The organism is Desulfogranum aggregans (genome assembly GCF_055398265.1).
Genome location: NZ_AP042447.1, coordinates 332,418 through 349,038 on the forward strand (window position 1 = coordinate 332,418; position 16,621 = coordinate 349,038).

At 51.6% G+C, this 16,621-nt stretch carries 15 protein-coding genes; 10 read left to right on the forward strand and 5 right to left on the reverse strand.

Annotated elements, in window-relative coordinates; translation table 11 throughout:
* Entirely contained in the window at positions 1-2,436 is a 2,436-nt protein-coding gene (locus tag ACZ52Z_RS01570) for a tetratricopeptide repeat protein (RefSeq protein WP_464269008.1), read from the reverse strand.
* Positions 2,437-2,763: 327 nt separating this feature from the next.
* On the opposite strand from ACZ52Z_RS01570, the gene ACZ52Z_RS01575 reads away from it, so the two are divergent.
* The 5 genes from ACZ52Z_RS01575 (at position 2,764) to ACZ52Z_RS01595 (ending at position 8,208) form a co-directional block, all read left to right on the forward strand.
* Positions 2,764-4,563, forward strand: a complete 1,800-nt coding sequence (locus ACZ52Z_RS01575; protein WP_464269009.1) for an Hpt domain-containing protein — start codon at positions 2,764-2,766, stop codon at positions 4,561-4,563.
* 241 nt (positions 4,564-4,804) lie between these two features.
* Positions 4,805-5,176: a response regulator gene (locus ACZ52Z_RS01580; RefSeq protein WP_464269010.1), complete on the forward strand. Its 372-nt coding sequence runs from the start codon at positions 4,805-4,807 to the stop codon at positions 5,174-5,176.
* An 83-nt stretch (positions 5,177-5,259) separates the two neighbouring features.
* Positions 5,260-5,727, forward strand: coding sequence for a chemotaxis protein CheX (locus tag ACZ52Z_RS01585; protein WP_464269011.1), 468 nt, complete (start codon positions 5,260-5,262; stop codon positions 5,725-5,727).
* A gap of 31 nt (positions 5,728-5,758) precedes the next feature.
* Complete coding sequence (locus ACZ52Z_RS01590; protein WP_464269012.1) at positions 5,759-6,220, forward strand: chemotaxis protein CheX; 462 nt, start codon at positions 5,759-5,761, stop codon at positions 6,218-6,220.
* Positions 6,221-6,417: 197 nt separating this feature from the next.
* Positions 6,418-8,208 carry a hypothetical protein gene (locus ACZ52Z_RS01595; RefSeq protein WP_464269013.1) on the forward strand — a complete coding sequence of 597 codons (1,791 nt, stop codon included), beginning with the start codon at positions 6,418-6,420 and terminating at the stop codon, positions 8,206-8,208.
* A gap of 6 nt (positions 8,209-8,214) precedes the next feature.
* On the opposite strand, the gene ACZ52Z_RS01600 is transcribed toward ACZ52Z_RS01595, so the two are convergent.
* Together ACZ52Z_RS01600 and ACZ52Z_RS01605 are read right to left on the reverse strand one after the other, a co-directional pair.
* The gene (locus ACZ52Z_RS01600) at positions 8,215-9,294 is read right to left on the reverse strand and encodes a sigma-54 interaction domain-containing protein (protein ID WP_464269014.1); all 1,080 of its coding nucleotides are present in this window, start codon (positions 9,292-9,294) and stop codon (positions 8,215-8,217) included.
* 5 nt (positions 9,295-9,299) lie between these two features.
* Entirely contained in the window at positions 9,300-9,782 is a 483-nt protein-coding gene (locus tag ACZ52Z_RS01605; protein WP_464269015.1) for a cyclic nucleotide-binding domain-containing protein, read from the reverse strand.
* Here ACZ52Z_RS01605 and ACZ52Z_RS01610 point away from each other — a divergent pair.
* Entirely contained in the window at positions 9,781-10,077 is a 297-nt protein-coding gene (locus tag ACZ52Z_RS01610) for a hypothetical protein (RefSeq protein ID WP_464269016.1), read from the forward strand. The genes ACZ52Z_RS01605 and ACZ52Z_RS01610 overlap by 2 nt on opposite strands.
* Positions 10,078-10,095: 18 nt before the next feature.
* The gene (locus ACZ52Z_RS01615) at positions 10,096-10,629 is read left to right on the forward strand and encodes a thermonuclease family protein (RefSeq protein ID WP_464269017.1); all 534 of its coding nucleotides are present in this window, start codon (positions 10,096-10,098) and stop codon (positions 10,627-10,629) included.
* Here ACZ52Z_RS01615 and ACZ52Z_RS01620 read toward each other — a convergent pair.
* Complete coding sequence (locus ACZ52Z_RS01620) at positions 10,582-12,015, reverse strand: multiheme c-type cytochrome (protein ID WP_464269018.1); 1,434 nt, start codon at positions 12,013-12,015, stop codon at positions 10,582-10,584. The genes ACZ52Z_RS01615 and ACZ52Z_RS01620 overlap by 48 nt on opposite strands.
* On the reverse strand, positions 12,005-13,801 hold the full coding sequence (ftsH, locus tag ACZ52Z_RS01625) for an ATP-dependent zinc metalloprotease FtsH (RefSeq protein ID WP_464269019.1): 1,797 nt from the start codon (positions 13,799-13,801) through the stop codon (positions 12,005-12,007). The genes ACZ52Z_RS01620 and ftsH overlap by 11 nt, the downstream gene beginning before the upstream one ends.
* A gap of 371 nt (positions 13,802-14,172) precedes the next feature.
* Between ftsH and ACZ52Z_RS01630 the strand changes: the two genes are divergently transcribed.
* The 3 genes from ACZ52Z_RS01630 to ACZ52Z_RS01640 all read left to right on the forward strand — a co-directional run bounded on the left by ACZ52Z_RS01630 (position 14,173) and on the right by ACZ52Z_RS01640 (position 16,492).
* Positions 14,173-14,457: a hypothetical protein gene (locus ACZ52Z_RS01630; RefSeq protein WP_464269020.1), complete on the forward strand. Its 285-nt coding sequence runs from the start codon at positions 14,173-14,175 to the stop codon at positions 14,455-14,457.
* A 303-nt stretch (positions 14,458-14,760) separates the two neighbouring features.
* Positions 14,761-15,954, forward strand: coding sequence for an NrfD/PsrC family molybdoenzyme membrane anchor subunit (gene nrfD / locus ACZ52Z_RS01635; protein ID WP_464269021.1), 1,194 nt, complete (start codon positions 14,761-14,763; stop codon positions 15,952-15,954).
* Positions 15,955-16,045: 91 nt separating this feature from the next.
* Complete coding sequence (locus tag ACZ52Z_RS01640; RefSeq protein WP_464269022.1) at positions 16,046-16,492, forward strand: MerR family transcriptional regulator; 447 nt, start codon at positions 16,046-16,048, stop codon at positions 16,490-16,492.
* The last annotated feature ends 129 nt before the right edge of the window (positions 16,493-16,621 follow it).

Below are 16,621 nucleotides of genomic sequence, written 5' to 3' on the forward strand. Positions count from 1 at the left end.
TTATCGGCGAGTTTGTAATTCCAGTAGTTTTCTTTCTTCAGCAGCGAGTTTTTTCCACAGAGGGTCTACTCCTTCATCGGCAATTTCCGAGAATCGTTTAAGGGCCAGGGGTGGATCATTGGCGTCAAGGGCGATTTGCCCCAGGCGAAACCTGGCCATGTCCCGGGTAGGGTCTTGCTCAATGACCCTGCGGAATAATGGCGCCGCTTTGGAGAGCAGGCCTACCTGAAAAAAGGATTCAGCGAGCATCAAAACCCGCTCAGTATCCGTGTCGACAGCAGCGTCGTAGGGTGGTTGGGAAAGCTGATCAATGATCATGTCCCACTGCTCCAGATCATAGTGGATGCGCAAGGCAAGCCGGTCTATTTCCACGGATACAGGGCGGTTGGGATCCTTGAGCAGCAGAGCTGCCTGTTCGATCTCGTCGCTCGCCAGCAAGGCCCGCAACCTGAGGGCAAAGATTTCCGGGGCATACTCGCTTGTCGGGTAACGAAAACTGAAACGGTCGGCGTAATCTTCAAGGACAGCGAATTGTCCGTCTTGAAAAAGCGAGCTGATCAGGGGCAGATAGATCTGCTCCTGTTTTTCTCCAGAAGAGGTATCAAACAGATATTTGTAGGTTCGGGCAGAACGGTCAAAGAAACCAAGGTCGCTGTAGGCGGTAGCCAGATCATAGAGCATATCAGAAGAGATCCATCCGCGAACAAAGAGTTTTCTGTTCTGCTGTGCCAGAACAAGGGCATCGATATAGTTTTTCTGTTCTACCAGTTTGGCGATTATTGATGACAGATTCTGGATAATGAGTGCTTGTGCCTCGACCCGCAGGCTGCCTGATTGGAATTCACGCAGCAGCCGCATGGATCGACGTATTGCTGCTTCACGGTCATCGTTAAGGAGATAGACAAGCGCAGTTTTGAACAAGGCTTCTTCCCGCAGGTCGACAGTATTTGCCACCACGGCAATTCGATCATAGGTGGCGAGTGCCTGATCACGGTTGGTTTGACCGGACAGGTAGGCCAGGTCCGCCTGTTTCATAGTGGCCCTGAAAGCGCCTTCGGTCACGGGGAAAGCCTCCAGCAGTTGATATAACCGCTGCTCGGTTTGGCGCCTGGTGGCGCCCAGTTGCATCTGGCTCATGGCCAGCCGGTACAGGGCCAGGGCATGCTCGGGTTGACTGGTGAGCTGCGCTGCAAGGTGCTGGTAATGGGTCACTGCCTGCTGGTACCTTTTATGCGTGTAGAGCAGGTCGCTCAAGCGGGCGAGGGAGTCGGGATAGTCGAAAATAAGCGATTGGTGGTCTTCCAGTTGGAGGTAGGAGACAAGCGCCCGTATTCTTTTTTCCTCAAGAAACGCTATATCTGCCAATCGCATTCTGCGTAGGGCGTTTGTGCGAGGGGCGAATCCGATGTCATCGCGTTGCAGGTGTGCTGTTGCGGTTGGGTAATCGCCTGCGGTGATCGCTGCTTCCGCCAGAAGAATGGAGAACGAATCCTGAAACGGTGCGATAGCCTTCAGTCTGCTGGTGGCGGATTTCAATTCCTGGTAACCGAGAAAATCCGGTTCGTGTTGATTACGAAGATAGGTGAACAGAAAACCCGCTATGTCGGCATAGGTGGTGTCCGGATACCTGTAGCTGATCTGCTGCAGCAGCGGGTGTGCTTCCCGATAGTTGCCGCTCCGGACAAGGGCTTCAGCGTAGGCTAAAAGCAAAAAATCGCGCAATCGCTCGCTTTCGGCAGTTTCCAATCGGTTATAAAGACTCTGGCTGACCAGTGCCCAGTTGGAGTCGAGGACGGCCTGTTGTATTTCCGGGTCCACCCAATCTTGATCGTCCACTTCAGGCGCGACGCGTGCTGCGAGGGGGAAGGTGGGCAGCGTATAGGTCGGCGGAGGGGTGATGGTGATCGGTGATTCGTACGTATCGAAGAATGATTCCCAGTTAGCTGCATAGGGAGAAAGGTTTACCGGGTTGGTGTAGTCGATACTGTCGCGATCCAGTAATGTCAAGCCTTCCAACCTGGAGGAAAGGTCAGGGTAGAGGGAAGAAAACTGGTTGCCGAGCAGGATGTCCAGCATGATCGATGCCGGTTCTTGTCTGCTTTTATCCGTCACCTTCTGGGGGGCGTAACGGAAAAAAAGGGAGAGCAGGGTTGCTCCCTGCTGCCTGCGCTGCAGTATTTTTACAATCCTGTCGTCTCCCTCAGGAAAGATAATGTCGTCGGCAACGGTGGTATTGTTCAAAAGTATGTCTACTCTTCGCTGCTGCTGGTTGATTTCATAGGCTGGTAAGGCAGAAAAGCGCAGATATATCTGAAGACTGGAGGTCTCGTCTGTTCTGTTGATGGTGGTGAGCACTGAAGCGGCCTCACTCTTTTCTTGGGAAAAGCAGGCCAGGTGCGTCAACAGTATGCAGAGGGTAATGAATAAGGGGCGCATCTTCCTCAGGTAGATTCATAGCGTTTGTTGCCAGGTATGGAACAATGAAGCAATAAACATTCCATTTCGATTGAATGAAAATAACCATCCGGAAGGGAGGCATATACCGCTGTTTTTATCTGATTGATGGAAAAATTTGTACCCAGAATCGTTGGTGGTCTCCTGAACGGTTCGGCTAGGGGAAGAAATTGGGACTGTGTCGTTTTTTTGACTTCTTCAGGGTATTCACGCTGCCTGTTATTCATTTGTACTTGATCCTGCAGGCCTGTATAATGGCCGCACGTCTTTGTGTCGACTCGAAAAACGATAAGCAGAAATGGGGTCAGTGTGAAAGTTCAGGAGCAGGATTATGATGTACTCAGACAGTTTCTTCAGGAAATACACTCCCGGGTGGAGGAGCTGGATCCGTTTCTCCGTGCATTTGCCGAAGATCCTGAACGAAGGGAAATTGAAGAAAAGGTTATAAGCGGCTGCCACCACCTGTATCATTCGATGAGAGGGACGGGAGGATTTCTTGGGTTGCGGCACATCATTTATCTGGCTGAAGCCTTTGAGCTGTTGCTTGACCATGCCAGATCAAACCTGCTGTTTTTACAGGCTCCTGAAATTGAACTCCTTCAAGAAGGGGGGGATTTGCTTAAAAGCAATCTTGCCGGAGTGTGGCAGCAAAAAAGTGATGCGCTGCTGAGTGAGGCGGTCCGGGAGTTGGCGGCAAAGGTACGGCGCAAGGCTGATTATTCTTTGCCGGATGCAGTGAGTGCGCCCGCACTGACAGAGGATATGCGACAGGACCAGCTTGAGAGCTTTCTGGAGGAAACCCGTCAACTGCTTGAAACAGCCGAACAGGAGTTTATTCTCTGGGAGTTTATTACCATCGATCATGACCGGGTTGCTGATTTATGCGCTATCGTCGGCCGTTTGAAAGGTAATTTCGCTCTGTTCGATCTCACTGAGCCCGAACGTATCTGCCAGGCCATGGAAGGCACATTACATCGTTTTCTGCAGGGCGAGGTGTATCACAGTGTCTATCCGGAGCAGGTATTTATCAGGATTGTCGACGCCCTGCGGGAAACAGTTGACCGTTTCGCACTCTCCGGCGAAGCCAATGTTACCGGAGGAAAAAAGCATCTGCAGGCACTCCAGGGCCTGGTTCGCAAACCTATTGGCGAACTGTTGATACAGGCCGGGTTGGTTGCTCCGCAGGTTGTTGAGGCCGCCCTCCAGGAACAGAAGAAAGATGACCAGCTGCATCCCCGCCGACTTGGTGAAGTGTTGGTGGATATGGGAGAGCTTTCTGAAAATGAAATAGACCAGGTGCTCGGCCTGCAGCATGAACAGCACCGGCATTCCAGAAAAGCAATGGAAGCGCAGAGCCGGCGAGCCGAACATGGCAGGGAAGAGAACAGGCCCAACGTCTTGCCTGCGGTATTGTCCATCCCGAGGGAAACAGTGGCGCGATTGTGCTCGCTGGTCAATCAGGTGATTGATGACCAGCAGGGAGATACGCTCTCGCCGCCTCTGGCTGAGCTCCAGGAATTGTGTAAACCCCTCCACAACGTCGCTCTGGGCATAATGCTTCCCCGGCTCAAACGGATTGTGCACGACATGGCGATTCAAACCGGGAAAAAGGTCTGTTTTGCGGTGACCGGTGAAAAAGCTGTGTTTACTGATGAAGTGATCGATCAGCTCTATGATCCGATAGTGGAACTTCTGGTCAACGGCATTGTCCATGGACTGGAGAAAGGACCTGATCGGGAAAAACTTGGGAAGAAAAATCAAGGTAGATTGCAACTGACGTTCATTCAAGCAGCAGACGAACTCTGGATCAGCGTTGAGGATGATGGGTGCGGGTTTCCATTTGCGAACCTGGCCAGCCTGGCAGTTGAGCGGGGTTTCCTTCACAAGGGGGACATCGGCACCGTCAACGACCGACAACTGCTCGACCTGGTTCTTGAGCATGGACTCACCACCAAAAGCTATATGGGGACCGAACAGCAGCCGTCAGCATCGGGGCTGATGCAGGTCAGACGGCAGATAATTTCCTTGGGGGGGAGAATGGAGATCCTGTCGCGAATGGAGAAGGGAACGCGAGTGACCTTGCGCATGCCCCGTGATAGCCACAAATAGGGCCTTTTCCTGCGCTATTGGTGCTCGGCCCAGCCTGTTCCGGACATTTCGAAAAACATCCGACAATAGCAAAAGGGCATGGGGCAGAAAGGAAATGTTTTTATGAAGATCCCTTGATTTCCATGATTTTGAATTGATATACTCCTAACATTCATTGCAGCATCCTGCGCCGGCACGATTGGTTGAGACATGCGCTCAAGCAGCGTACGGCATAAACATTTGATGTATAACGAGGTACAAAATGGCAAAAAATATTCTGTTGGTAGACGACTCAAGCACCATGCGCAAAATTATCAGCCGCTCCCTGCGCCAGGCCGGGCTTGCATTTGGAGAAATTTTTGAGGCTGGTGACGGGCAGGAGGCACTTGAGGTGCTGGAAAAGGAGAATATCGATATCGTCCTGAGCGACATCAACATGCCCAATATGAACGGTATTGAGTTTTTACGGGAAAAAGCCAATCGGGACAATGTAAAGGATATCCCTGTGTTTATGATTTCCACAGAAACCGGAGATGACATCATCGGTGAGGCAAAGAGTCTGGGAGCCGCAGGTGCACTGAAAAAACCGTTCACTCCCGATATGGTAAATGAGGTTCTCGGCCCGCTGGTCTGAGTATGTATAGTCAGGCAAATTTCGTCACGGAGAACCGATAACATGAACAACAGAACAACCTTCTATCGCCAGGAGGCCTCTCGATGATCTTTTCCGATGAGATACAAGAAAAGCTAGTCGAGTCAACCAACGAAATTTTCTCCGGAATGGTCATGATGGAGATTGCCCCTCTTGATTCTCCTCCTGATCGATTAGGAAAATTAAGCAATTCCATTACCGGCATGGTGGGGTTGGCAGGTATTTTTAAAGGAGTGCTTGCCATCCATCTTCCTGATGCCGTTGCCATGGCAGTGACCAGCAACTTTTTGGGGATGGATGTGGGAGAAGTGAACGAGGATGTCCATGATGCCGTTGGCGAGATAGCCAACATGCTCGGTGGTAATTTAAAGACCATACTGTCCAGTGTCGGCAAGGATATCCAGCTCTCCCTTCCTTCTACCATTGCCGGAGAAGAGTATTCCTACAACTCCCGCGACTCCGGAGAAAACCTTATCCTGGCATTTCAGGTTCCTGTCGGGGTCTTTCATGTCGAGGTGGAGCTGGAACAATAACTGCAGCCGGTCAGAGAAAGAAGGAGGAAGGGTGAAACCAGATATTGCCCAGTATATCGTGTCATCGACCAGCGAGATTTTTTCGTCCATGGTTTTTTTAGAAATAGTGCCGGGACAGACGGTCAATGACCACGTGTTTGAGACTCCATCTGAACTGAGTAGCAGTGTCGGATTGGCCGGAGATATTCGCGGACTGCTGAGTGTACATTGTTCAGCCGGTGTCGCCACCGCTATCACCTCCGCTCTCCTGGGGATGGTGGTGGAAGAGGTGGATGACGATGTCAAGGACGCTATTGGTGAAATTGCCAATATGATAGCCGGAGGCGTCAAAGCCGGCCTGAGCGGGGACAACCTGGAGGTGCAGTTGACGGTTCCAACCACTGTGTGTGGAAAGGCTCTCCGTGCCGGTGGTGGTACTGCGGGAACCAGGATTGTGGTGCCATTTGGACTAGAGGCTGATAGCTTCTTTGTTGAAATGAAATATTCCGCCTGAACCATGGCCCCTCAAACAGAGGTGCACCTTGAGGGATTTCGGTAAATTTATGTTGTAGGTCTGCCGATAGAAAGAGTGGTGATTGCCTCCACTTCGGTGGAGGCACCCATGGCATGCATGCAAAAGACACATTGTCTTGATCAACTTTTACGTCAATTCCCCATCATCTAAAGAGATAGCTGAACGCTGATCACTCCATGAAGGCTAGAGAGCGCATTGACACCATAATGGAAACCTGCAGGGGCAGGGTTGAAGAGGAGGTTTCTGCCTTACTGGGGAGAAGTCTCAAGCTTGGCAGCTTACAGACAGATGTTGGGTCCCGTGATCAGTTTTTTTCGCAACTGAGCGGAAAGTTCGTTTTCGCGCACATGCAGTTGAAGGGAGATGTTGAAGGGGACGGCGCTCTTTTAGTGAGCCTCAAGGATGCAATTCGTATCGGCGGATCCCTTATCATGCTCCCCGATGCTGAACTGCAGGAGGTGATGGCGGAACAAAATTACACCGAGGAACTGGAAGATTCCTACGGTGAAATCGCCAATATCATCTGTGGCGCCATAACCTCGACGTTTGACGAACACTATCCCAAAAAATTTAGGGCGGTTCGAACCGAGCAGGAAATTCTCTTTCCCGACAAGCTTGAGCCGGATGCAGAGCACCCGCTGGAAGCCGGCCAGTACTATTGTTGTACCGCTACCATGGAAATGGAAGGGGTGGCACTGGATCCACTTTATCTATTCTTTCCCGGGGAGCCGTTCGGATTGGTAGACGCCAAAGAAGCCTCCTCTGCCGAGCATGCAGCCCAACAGCAGGGCAGGCAGGCAAGTGGTGTTGGTGCTGGATCCCAAGAGAACAATGCCTCTGGCACCACCGTTCAGGATGAAGAGCGAGTTGCCCAGTCTGAACCGAGTACTCCCTCTGCTTCGAAAAAAGGTGCCAGGAAACTCCAGCAGCAGCTCGACCAGTTATTGCAATCCTGCTTCGTTACCATTGCTGAAGAAATCAGTGCCCTTATCGGCGGCAAGTTGCTCCTGAATAACCCCCACCAGCGGCTCTGCAATAAAGCGGAGATCCTTGCAGAGATTGAGGCCAAACAGGTGGTGGCCAGAATGGACCTGCGCGGAGAAGCAAAAGGTGAAGCGTTTCTTTTCACTTCACTGTCTTCCGCCGTTTTTCTCGGCGGCAGCCTGATCATGCTGCCTGCCAGTGAGTTGGAGGAGACGGTAGCCAATGAAGAGCTTGCCGATGATACCCAGGACGCCTACGGAGAAATAGCCAACATCATTGCCGGTGCGTACTCCGGAGTTTTTGAAGAAAAGTACCGTAAGAAAATAGGATTCGTCAAAACCTCCACCCAGACAGTGGTTCCGGAGCAGGTGGATGGAGAGAACGATGACGTTTTTCCTTGTCAGCTCTATTACCAGTCAGCAGCCGATATCGTATTTAACGACCGTGAGCTCGGCCGTTTTCGGGCAATTTTTCCGGCATCGGTGTTTGACCTGGAAGAAGAGCTGCAACAAGCGCCCATGCAGGGTGAGGGCAACGCTGGCAGGCGAGATGATGTCGGCCAGCAAGGTGAAGAGGGGCAGGGTCCTCTCCAAAGGCCTGGTGTTGGACAAACCGAAACGGCTGATGTGCTGATAGTGAGCGATGATGAGGCAGCGAGCAGGGGTATTATACAGACGCTTGAGGAACTGGGGTACACGCCCCGCATGGTTTCCTTCAAAAGTTCAATCAATGAATGCATGACGCCGGCTATCCGTCTCGTCTTTCTGGTTATGAAAGAGATCAACGAGCAAGGCTTTGGCGTGGCAATCAAAATCAGCAGTTCGAATACCCCCGCCCGTCTGGTGGCCGCAGGCCCAGCATGGACCAGAACGCTGGTTATCAAAGCAGTAAAATACGGAGCGGATGATATACTGATTACCCCGGCAACTGCCGAAGATATCAGAGAGAAAGTGGAAATGAATGTGGCGAAGATGGCAGCTTAGGCCCTTTTACAGTTCAGATTTAAGTTCCTTCTTTTTTATTTTTTCCAGCAGGGTTGTTCGCTTCAGGTTCAGTATCCGGGCCGCTTCTTTTTTATTCCCTTCGGTTACCTTCAGCGCGTGAACGATCAATTGGGTCTCAAAGTCGTTGACCAATGCATTGAAATCTATTCCATCTTCCGGCCATTGGGTCTCTGAGGGGACCTGTGGCGCACCAGAAAAGAGCGGCAGCTGTTCAGGCTGATTTCCTGCGAGTTCACCGCTCGACGGTTCCTGTTCTCTCGTCGCTCCATTCGGGGGGAGCAACTCACTGTTGCCGTTGCGGTACTTTTCAGGCAGATCACTGTGACTGACGTTACATCCGCAGTGGAGAATGGTCATGTGTTGGACCAGGTTCTCCAGTTCTCGGACATTTCCCCGCCAGTGGAGGTTGGTGAGGGTCTGCATTGCGGCCAGGTCAAATCCCAACACGCTTTTTTTTCTGGTCTTTGCGAAGTTTTTTATAAAATGATCGATCAGCAGGGGAATATCTTCCTTTCTTTCTCGCAGCGGGGGAATGATGAGGGGGATAACGCTCAGCCGATAATAAAGGTCTTCGCGAAAGGTGCCCTCCATCACCAGTTGTTCCAGGTTGCGATGGGTAGCGGCGATGACCCTGACATCCACGGGAACAGGTTTGAGGCCGCCTACCGGTTCAAACTCACGTTCCTGCAGTACCCGCAGTAATTTCGCCTGTAACACAGGCTTCATGTCCCCAATTTCATCAAGAAAAAGGGTGCCGCTGTTGGCGAATTCAATCCTTCCGATTTTGGCTCCTGTCGCTCCGGTAAATGCGCCTTTGGTGTGTCCGAAGAGTTCGCTTTCCAGAAGGTCTTCCGGAATGGCTGCACAGTTCACCGGTACGAAATTATTGTCCTTTCGCGGACTGTGAGCGTGTATTGCCTTGGCGACCAGCTCTTTCCCTGTACCGGATTCACCCTGAATCAGCACAGTACTCAGGTCATCTTCGGCCAGTTTGGCAATCAGCTGGAAAAGCTCCTGCATGCAGTTGCTTTTACCGATAAGGCCGTAAAAGTTATCCCTTGCCATAGGTATCAGATGGACATTGAGTCAGCGAGTTTACTGGTTGTGCGCCGCATATTCAAACTCAACAGGCGCATGATTTTTTTCAGTAGCGTCACCCCGAGCTTGGGGTGTTTGCGGGTAAGGATATCAAATCCTTTTTTGGTCAATAAAATGACAACGGTCGGTTGCCGGGCAATGACGCTGGCCGAGCGTGGAGACTTGTCGATTATGGACATTTCACCGATTGTATTGCCTTTTCCGAGTCTGGCAATCACTCGATAATCGCCACTGGTGGTTTTTTTCAACACATCAAGGAGGCCCCGTACCACAAAGCACATATAGTCACCTTTTTCCCCTTCCGAGAAAAGATAGTCTCCCCGTCGAATTTCCATATAGTTCATATGTCGGGAAAGGGTGTCAAGTTCATCCATTTTGAACGCATCAAAGAGGGGGAGGCTGAGTATGTAATCTCTTGTTTTTTCTTCATTTTCGGTGAGGCTGAACTCGGCCATGGAGATGCTGATCCCTGCTGTAAATGTTGCTGCGATGGTCGGTGGTGCCTTCCCCACGCGGAGAAAAACCTGTAAGGTACTGTTCAGAATACCACAGGAGGAAGAAGAAAAACAAGCTGCAACAGGAAAAAGTGTCATTTTATTGACAATACGTGCTGCCTGCAGGCTGGCACAGCAAGAATCATCTTTACAGAACAGACAGTTGACCACATGTGGACTCTTTGCTGTCGCTGCACAAGAAAGAGGAGAAAACCGAATAACTGCTCCTCTTTGGGATGGTTTGGAAAAACGATAGATGCCGGAGAAAGGAGAGATGAAACGATTGACAACAGGCGTCGCCCTTGTCCTGATTATGCTGGTTCCAGCAAATGGGTGGTGCTGGTACGGCTATGTGGTCAAGGTGCGTGATGGTGATTCGCTTCGCGTGAGAAAGGGCGGCAAGGATTATGAAATACGGCTTTATGGCATTGATGCCCCTGAATACGGACAACGTTTCGGAGACCGCGCCAGACAGTTTACCAAGGCAAGGACTTATAAGAAAACCGTGGTCGTGGAACCGATGGACATCGATCGGTATGGAAGAATTGTGGCCGTGGTACGCAGTCAGGGAAGAATCGTGAACAAGGAGTTGGTGGATAACGGCCTGGCCTGGTTTTACGAAAGGTACTGTCGTGATAAACAGCTGTGCGACCCGATGGAGAAAAGCGAACGCAAAGCCAGGGAGGCACGGCGGGGTCTATGGAAGGACGAATCTCCCGTCCCTCCCTGGGAGTGGAAAAAACAAGTGCGGGAAAAGGGATCACCCACCAGGTTCCACAGGGAGTACCGTCTCCCGTATTGGCGGTAATTCCAAAGGAGCGGAGCTGTCCGGCTGTGGTGTTGTAATGGTGTTCTGCGCTGGGCTGTCCTGGTCATGCCAGGGGTCCATGGCGTAGCCGAGAGATGGCCAGTCCATGCGTCCGTTGATCCCATGGCAGCCCATGCAGCCGACCGCATTGCTCGCCTTTGCTACTCCGTGATTTAACCGCCTGTAGCTCACGGTAGCGGCAGGAAAGGTTTTTCCGCTGAAAGGCAAACGTAATTTTTTCATCCCTGCTTCGGCCGCTTCTGCAAATTCTCCTTGGCGCAGAACCAGTCCGCCGTCTTGGTGCAGGGTTGGCGAAATGAGGTATCGGTATTTACCGTCAATCAATTGGGAGCCGTAAGCTACTGAAAAGGGAGCGATGGTGGACTCGACGGTGCGCCCGGTTGGCTCCTGGAGTACGGTAGTCTGGTTAGTTATTGTCTTTTTCCCTCTGGTGTAGAGGGTATCCGCGCCATTATCCCAGAGATATACTGGCTGCAGGTTTTTAGCCTGGAAGATACCCTCGCTGTTCAACAGCGGCGTGGCCAGGTCCTCCCCCTGTTGACGAACGGATGCAGCCGGAGGAGAGAGCCAGTTCCAGCTGATGACCGCCGGATTGGTGAGGCCATATGCGGGTATGTGGCAGGTTTTACAATCAATAAGCTGTGCGTGGTGATTGAGCTGCTGCTGACGGTGAGGAGATTCGGTATGGCAGACAGCGCAGCCTTTTGTCTGACGGATTCCTGGAGCAGAGGTCAACTCTCTGGAAAATGCATGGCTTTCGCCGCTGGGATGGCAGTGCTGGCAGCTAAGATTGGCACCGTCCGCCTCCATGTGCACATCAGGTTCCACTCCATGATGAATTTTACGCCCCTCGAGGTTTTTCCCCGTGCCATGGCATGTGAGGCAATTAGAGGTCGCTGGGCGTCCGACATTGCGAGCTATGAAAACCAGGTCCTGGTCTTCGACCGGCGCTCCAGCCTCTCGCCTGTACATGCCGGTGGAATCATGGCACACCAGGCAGTCAATGTTGGTGGGCATTGTCGGGTCAAAACGCTCGTCAAGAAGGTTGGTGCTGATGTGGCACGTCAGGCACTGGTTTGGATTGGCTCCGGCTGCAACGGCAAAAGTGGTGAGCCCGTTTTTTTTGCTGAAAAAAACCTTCTCGCCGTCAACCATGCGCTGCCGTTTCCAGGTCCAGTGACTGGAACGAAGAATATCCTCGCCAGCCTGAGGATGACATTGCAGGCACTGGACGGTGACATCCGAAATCCCGCTGAACGGGCCGATGATACCGGCGTGCTCGCCGAGGACCGTACTTTCAGCAGAGCAAGGGGTCAATACAAAGAAGGCGGCGGCAAGGAATGGAAAGATGTTTTTATTCGTCATTATCGCGTTGTGCATGTTGATGGACTAGTGCCTCTATCTCTTTGCCAGAAATGGTTTCGTTTTCCAGGAGTGCCTGAGTGATCGCTTCAAGCAGCAACCTGTTTTCTGTCAGTAGGGTGGTACTTTGTGCATAAGCTGACTGCACAAGCTTGCTTACTTCATTGTCAATCAGGAGAGCTGTTTTTTCGCTCATGATCTGACCGGGTTGTCCTTCGAGGGGAGCAGAGGGCCTGAAAGTCAATGGACCCACGGCAGGACTCATACCCCATTCGCAGACCATCCTGCGGGCAATGTCTGATACCCGTTCAATGTCGTTCCCTGCGCCGGTAGTAATTTCGTCAAAGACAATCTCTTCTGCAATCCGACCGCCGAGGAGAATACAGAGGGTGTTGAACAGGTAGGTGCGGTCCTGTGCATTGCGTTCTTCTTCAGGGAGCTGCATGGTCAACCCCAGGGCTTTTCCCCTGGGAATGATCGTTACCTTGTGAACCGGATCGGCTCCGGGGAGCATCCAGGCGACCAGCGCATGGCCAGCTTCGTGATAGGCGGTAACTTTTTTCTCTCGATCAGTGATGATAAGGCTGCGTCTCTCGGCACCCATAAGCACCTTGTCTTTGGCTGCCTCCAGGGTCTCCATGGTGATGGCCGTTTGCTTCTGCCGGGCCATGAGCAATGCCGCCTCATTGATCATATTAGCTAACTGGGCGCCGGAGAATCCAGGCGTTGCCTTGGCGACCACATTCCAGTCCACATCCTCTGCAATCGTGGTTCGCTGGGCGTGCACCTGGAGGATTTTTTTTCGACCCCCCACATCGGGCAGAGGGACCATCACCTGGCGATCGAACCGGCCGGGCCGAAGCAGAGCGGGGTCGAGGATATCCTGCCGGTTGGTGGCGGCAATGACAATCACATGGTCATTGGCTTCAAATCCGTCCATTTCCACCAGCAGCTGGTTCAGGGTCTGTTCTCGTTCGTCGTTTCCTGACGCCCCCCCCGAACTCCGGTGCCTGCCAACAGCATCAATCTCGTCTATAAACAGGATGCAGGGAGCCTTTTTTTTCCCCTCGGTAAACAGGTCCCTCACTCGGGAAGCGCCAATGCCGACATACATTTCCACAAAGTTAGAGCCGCTGATGGAAAAAAAAGGAACTCCTGCTTCTCCGGCAATGGCTTTGGCCAGCAGGGTCTTGCCGGTGCCGGGCTCCCCGTAAAGTAATACTCCCGTGGGAATTCTTGCTCCAGCCTGAGCAAAAAGTTCCGGCTGCCGCAGAAAATCGACGATCTCCTTGACTTCTTCTTTTGCTTCCTCAATGCCGGCAACATCGTCGAGGGTGACCTGGGATTTTTCCGGATCAACCAGTTTTGCCCGGCTTTTGCCAAACGCCATGGCTTTTCCCCCGCCCTGATCGCTGCCCTTACGCATGTACATAAACCAGAGCAGGATAATCAGCAGGAACGGTACCCAGTTGAGGAACGTCTGGAGGAACCAATGGGGTTTATCCTCCTGCTGTACATGCATGGTGATTTTGCCGTTGAGCAACTTGTTGACCGCATCGTTGGCCGGTGGTGCAATACTCTTGTATTTTTTTCCATCCGGCGTTTCCCAGGTAATGACATTGTTGACGATGGTTACTTCCGGGAGCAGCCCTTTTTCGGCCTTTTGCAGAAAGACATTATAGGGGACGTGGTGGTGAACTTCAGCTTGGTTGCTCAGCAGGTTGAAAATGAAGAGTGCCGCCAGGGCAATTATAAGCCATATGGATAGGTTCTTGTAAAAATGACTCACCAATAACTCCTTGATTGCAGGATAGGGTTGCAGTGGCAGTCTGTAAACGGGATTGCCAGGAGGCATGTGCATAGCTGCTTACAGCGGCTTTACATGCTGCAACTTGAGCTAACACAAAACCAAGGAAAAAGAAAGAAAGAGGGGGGACGGAAGAAAAAAATCCCTCCTGAGCCGCCACCCAGGAGGGACCTGTCACGCTTCTCGTATCTGGTGGATTTCGAGTAGCTGTTGAAAGATATGCATTATTCATTCCATTATGCACTCTGCACAGGTTTTCGGGTGAAAAGGAGGTAACCGCTTGAATACGGGAGCGAAATTGATTCTCATTCTTGATAGCATGGGCGGCGGGAGGACAAGATCGGTCGACCTGTATGGCGCTTTTTGCTTCCTTTGCTGGGGCGCAGGGAGTGTTTTGCGGCATGATGAAAAATTTGTTTGACGGGACGGATTACTCTGTATTAATGGGTAACATCCTGATTGCTTGTCTCTTTTTCGCTAACCGGCAAAGGAAATGGAAATTTCCGGTTTGTGGCCTTTCGGTATTTGGGCGCAAGTTGATTCCTCAATTTATAAAAAAAGTGACATTCGCCTGCTTTTTTCTTGACAGTTTATGGTGTGAACGATACAAATGGGAGCAAGTTGAGTGGAAGTTATAATTTTTCAATACTATGAAAGGAGGTAATTGCTGTTTGGGCGTGGCAGGCTCCTATCCGCCAATAAGAGTCGGCCGCTTAATTCGAAATAAAGGAGGAGTTCATGGAAGCTATCGTTTTTCTCGTAGTCTGGTTAGGTGGAACAGCTCTCCATACTCTGTTTGATGTGAAGGTTAAACCTGTTCTGCAATCTCTCAGAGAAGAAGGGGATATGCCCTAACCGTGAGACAGGTTTACGACGATACCTGTATCGTTGTTTGCCGTCGCGGACGTTCAATGGTTAACAAAGTTTGGAGGGAATATACTATGGAAAAGGTACTTGCGAGGGTGCTGCCTCAAGAAGGCGGGCTCGCTGGAAATGAATCGAGTGTCTATAACGGTGCAATCGGCATATTCGGCCTGTTGACCTTGGTTGGAGTTGCATTTGGCATTCATGCTTTTTTTGCCGGACACGAACATGTGTACGGTGTGACCAGGGAGGTGCCCTGGGGATTACTTCTCGCCGCCTATGTGTTCTTTGTTGTTACTTCAACCGGTTTATGCCTGGTCTCTTCCATCGGGCATGTTTTCGGTTTCACCGCATTTCAACCCATAGCAAAGCGTTCCGTTTTTCTCGCTATCTCCACCATAATCGCCGGTTTTCTGGTCATTGCCTTTGAGATTGAAAATCCATGGCGGATGGCAATCTATAATATCACCTCTCCCAACCTGACTTCAAGCATCTGGTGGATGGGGACTCTGTACGGTGCGTACCTGTTCTTTATGCTGTGCGAGTTTGCTCTTCTCCAGGCAGATAAGCATAAAATTGCTGGATTCATGGGACTTTTCGGTGTCATTGCCGGTGTTGCCGCCCACTCGAATCTGGGGGCTGTTTTCGGCCTGCTCACTGGCCGTGAGTTTTGGCACGGACCATATATGCCGATTTATTTTATTACCTCTGCCATGATGTCCGGGTGTGCGACGGTCATCTTTTTTCACTGGCTGGCCTATAAGATCAATGGCTGGAAAATGAGTCGTCAGCTGCAGGATTCCCTCTGTGCGGTTGCCAAGCTTGGAGCGTTGCTCTATGTGGTGATCATGTTCTTCACCACCTGGAAATTCATCAGTGGCATCTCCGGTCATCCGCCGGGAAAATACGAGGCCATCATGTCGCTTGTCAACGGACCTTTTGCCATGAATTTCTGGATTGGTGAGGTGGCAATGGGACTGGCAATTCCCTTTGTGATCATTCTCGCGGTCAGGGCGCGAAATATTACAGCAATGGCCATTGGTTCCGCGTCTAGCATCATAGGCATTTTCTTTATGCGCTATGACCTGGTGATTGTCGGCCAGATTGTCCCCGGTTTTCACGAGATGAACATCGTGGACCTGCCTCACCTCCTGCCATACACGCCAACCCTGCATGAATGGGTAATCACCCTCTCGGGATTTACCTTCTGTGCTGTGCTCTTCATGCTCGGGGAGCGGATGTTTCGGGGTCATCTCTCGGAAGATCACTGATAGCTTGCCGATAAGGCTGTCGGAAGGCGTATTCGGCGTATCCGCACCATCGCCTTCCGGCTAAATGGTCCTCAGAGGGAGAAGAGAAGCTATGGCAAGGAAAAAGACTGAGATACAGGCCGTGCGATCGGACGTTCCCATCTACCCGATCGGCGTTGCCGCAAAATTGCTGAACGTGCATCCCCGCACCTTACGTATATATGAGAAAGAAGGATTGATTAAGCCGACCCTCAAAGGGAGTCGCCGCATGTTTTCTGCCGACGATATTCAGTGGGTAAGTTGTATCCGTCGGTTTATCCATGAAGAGGGAATCAGTATCCCCGGGTTGAAGAAATTGCTGGAGTTTGTTCCCTGTTGGGAGATCGCCGATTGTCCGTCCGATGTGCACGAGTGCTGCGGCGCCAAGGTTGATCGTGCAGTACCGCGAACACTTCACACGGTTGGAGATACCGCTGCCCGGCGAGCTGCAAAGCAGGCAGATGAGCAGCGGAGGAAAAAAACTGCTGCGCAAAAAAAAAAGCAGCAATCATCCGGTTGAGACCAGCTGCGCAGGCCAGAAAATCTCTTTCTGCGCAGCTTTCAAACGGGTGAGAATCGGTACTTCTGCCGCCTGCTCCCGCGGAAGAGAAAGGCGTGTCATGACGTCGCAGAAGGCAGGCGGCTGCTG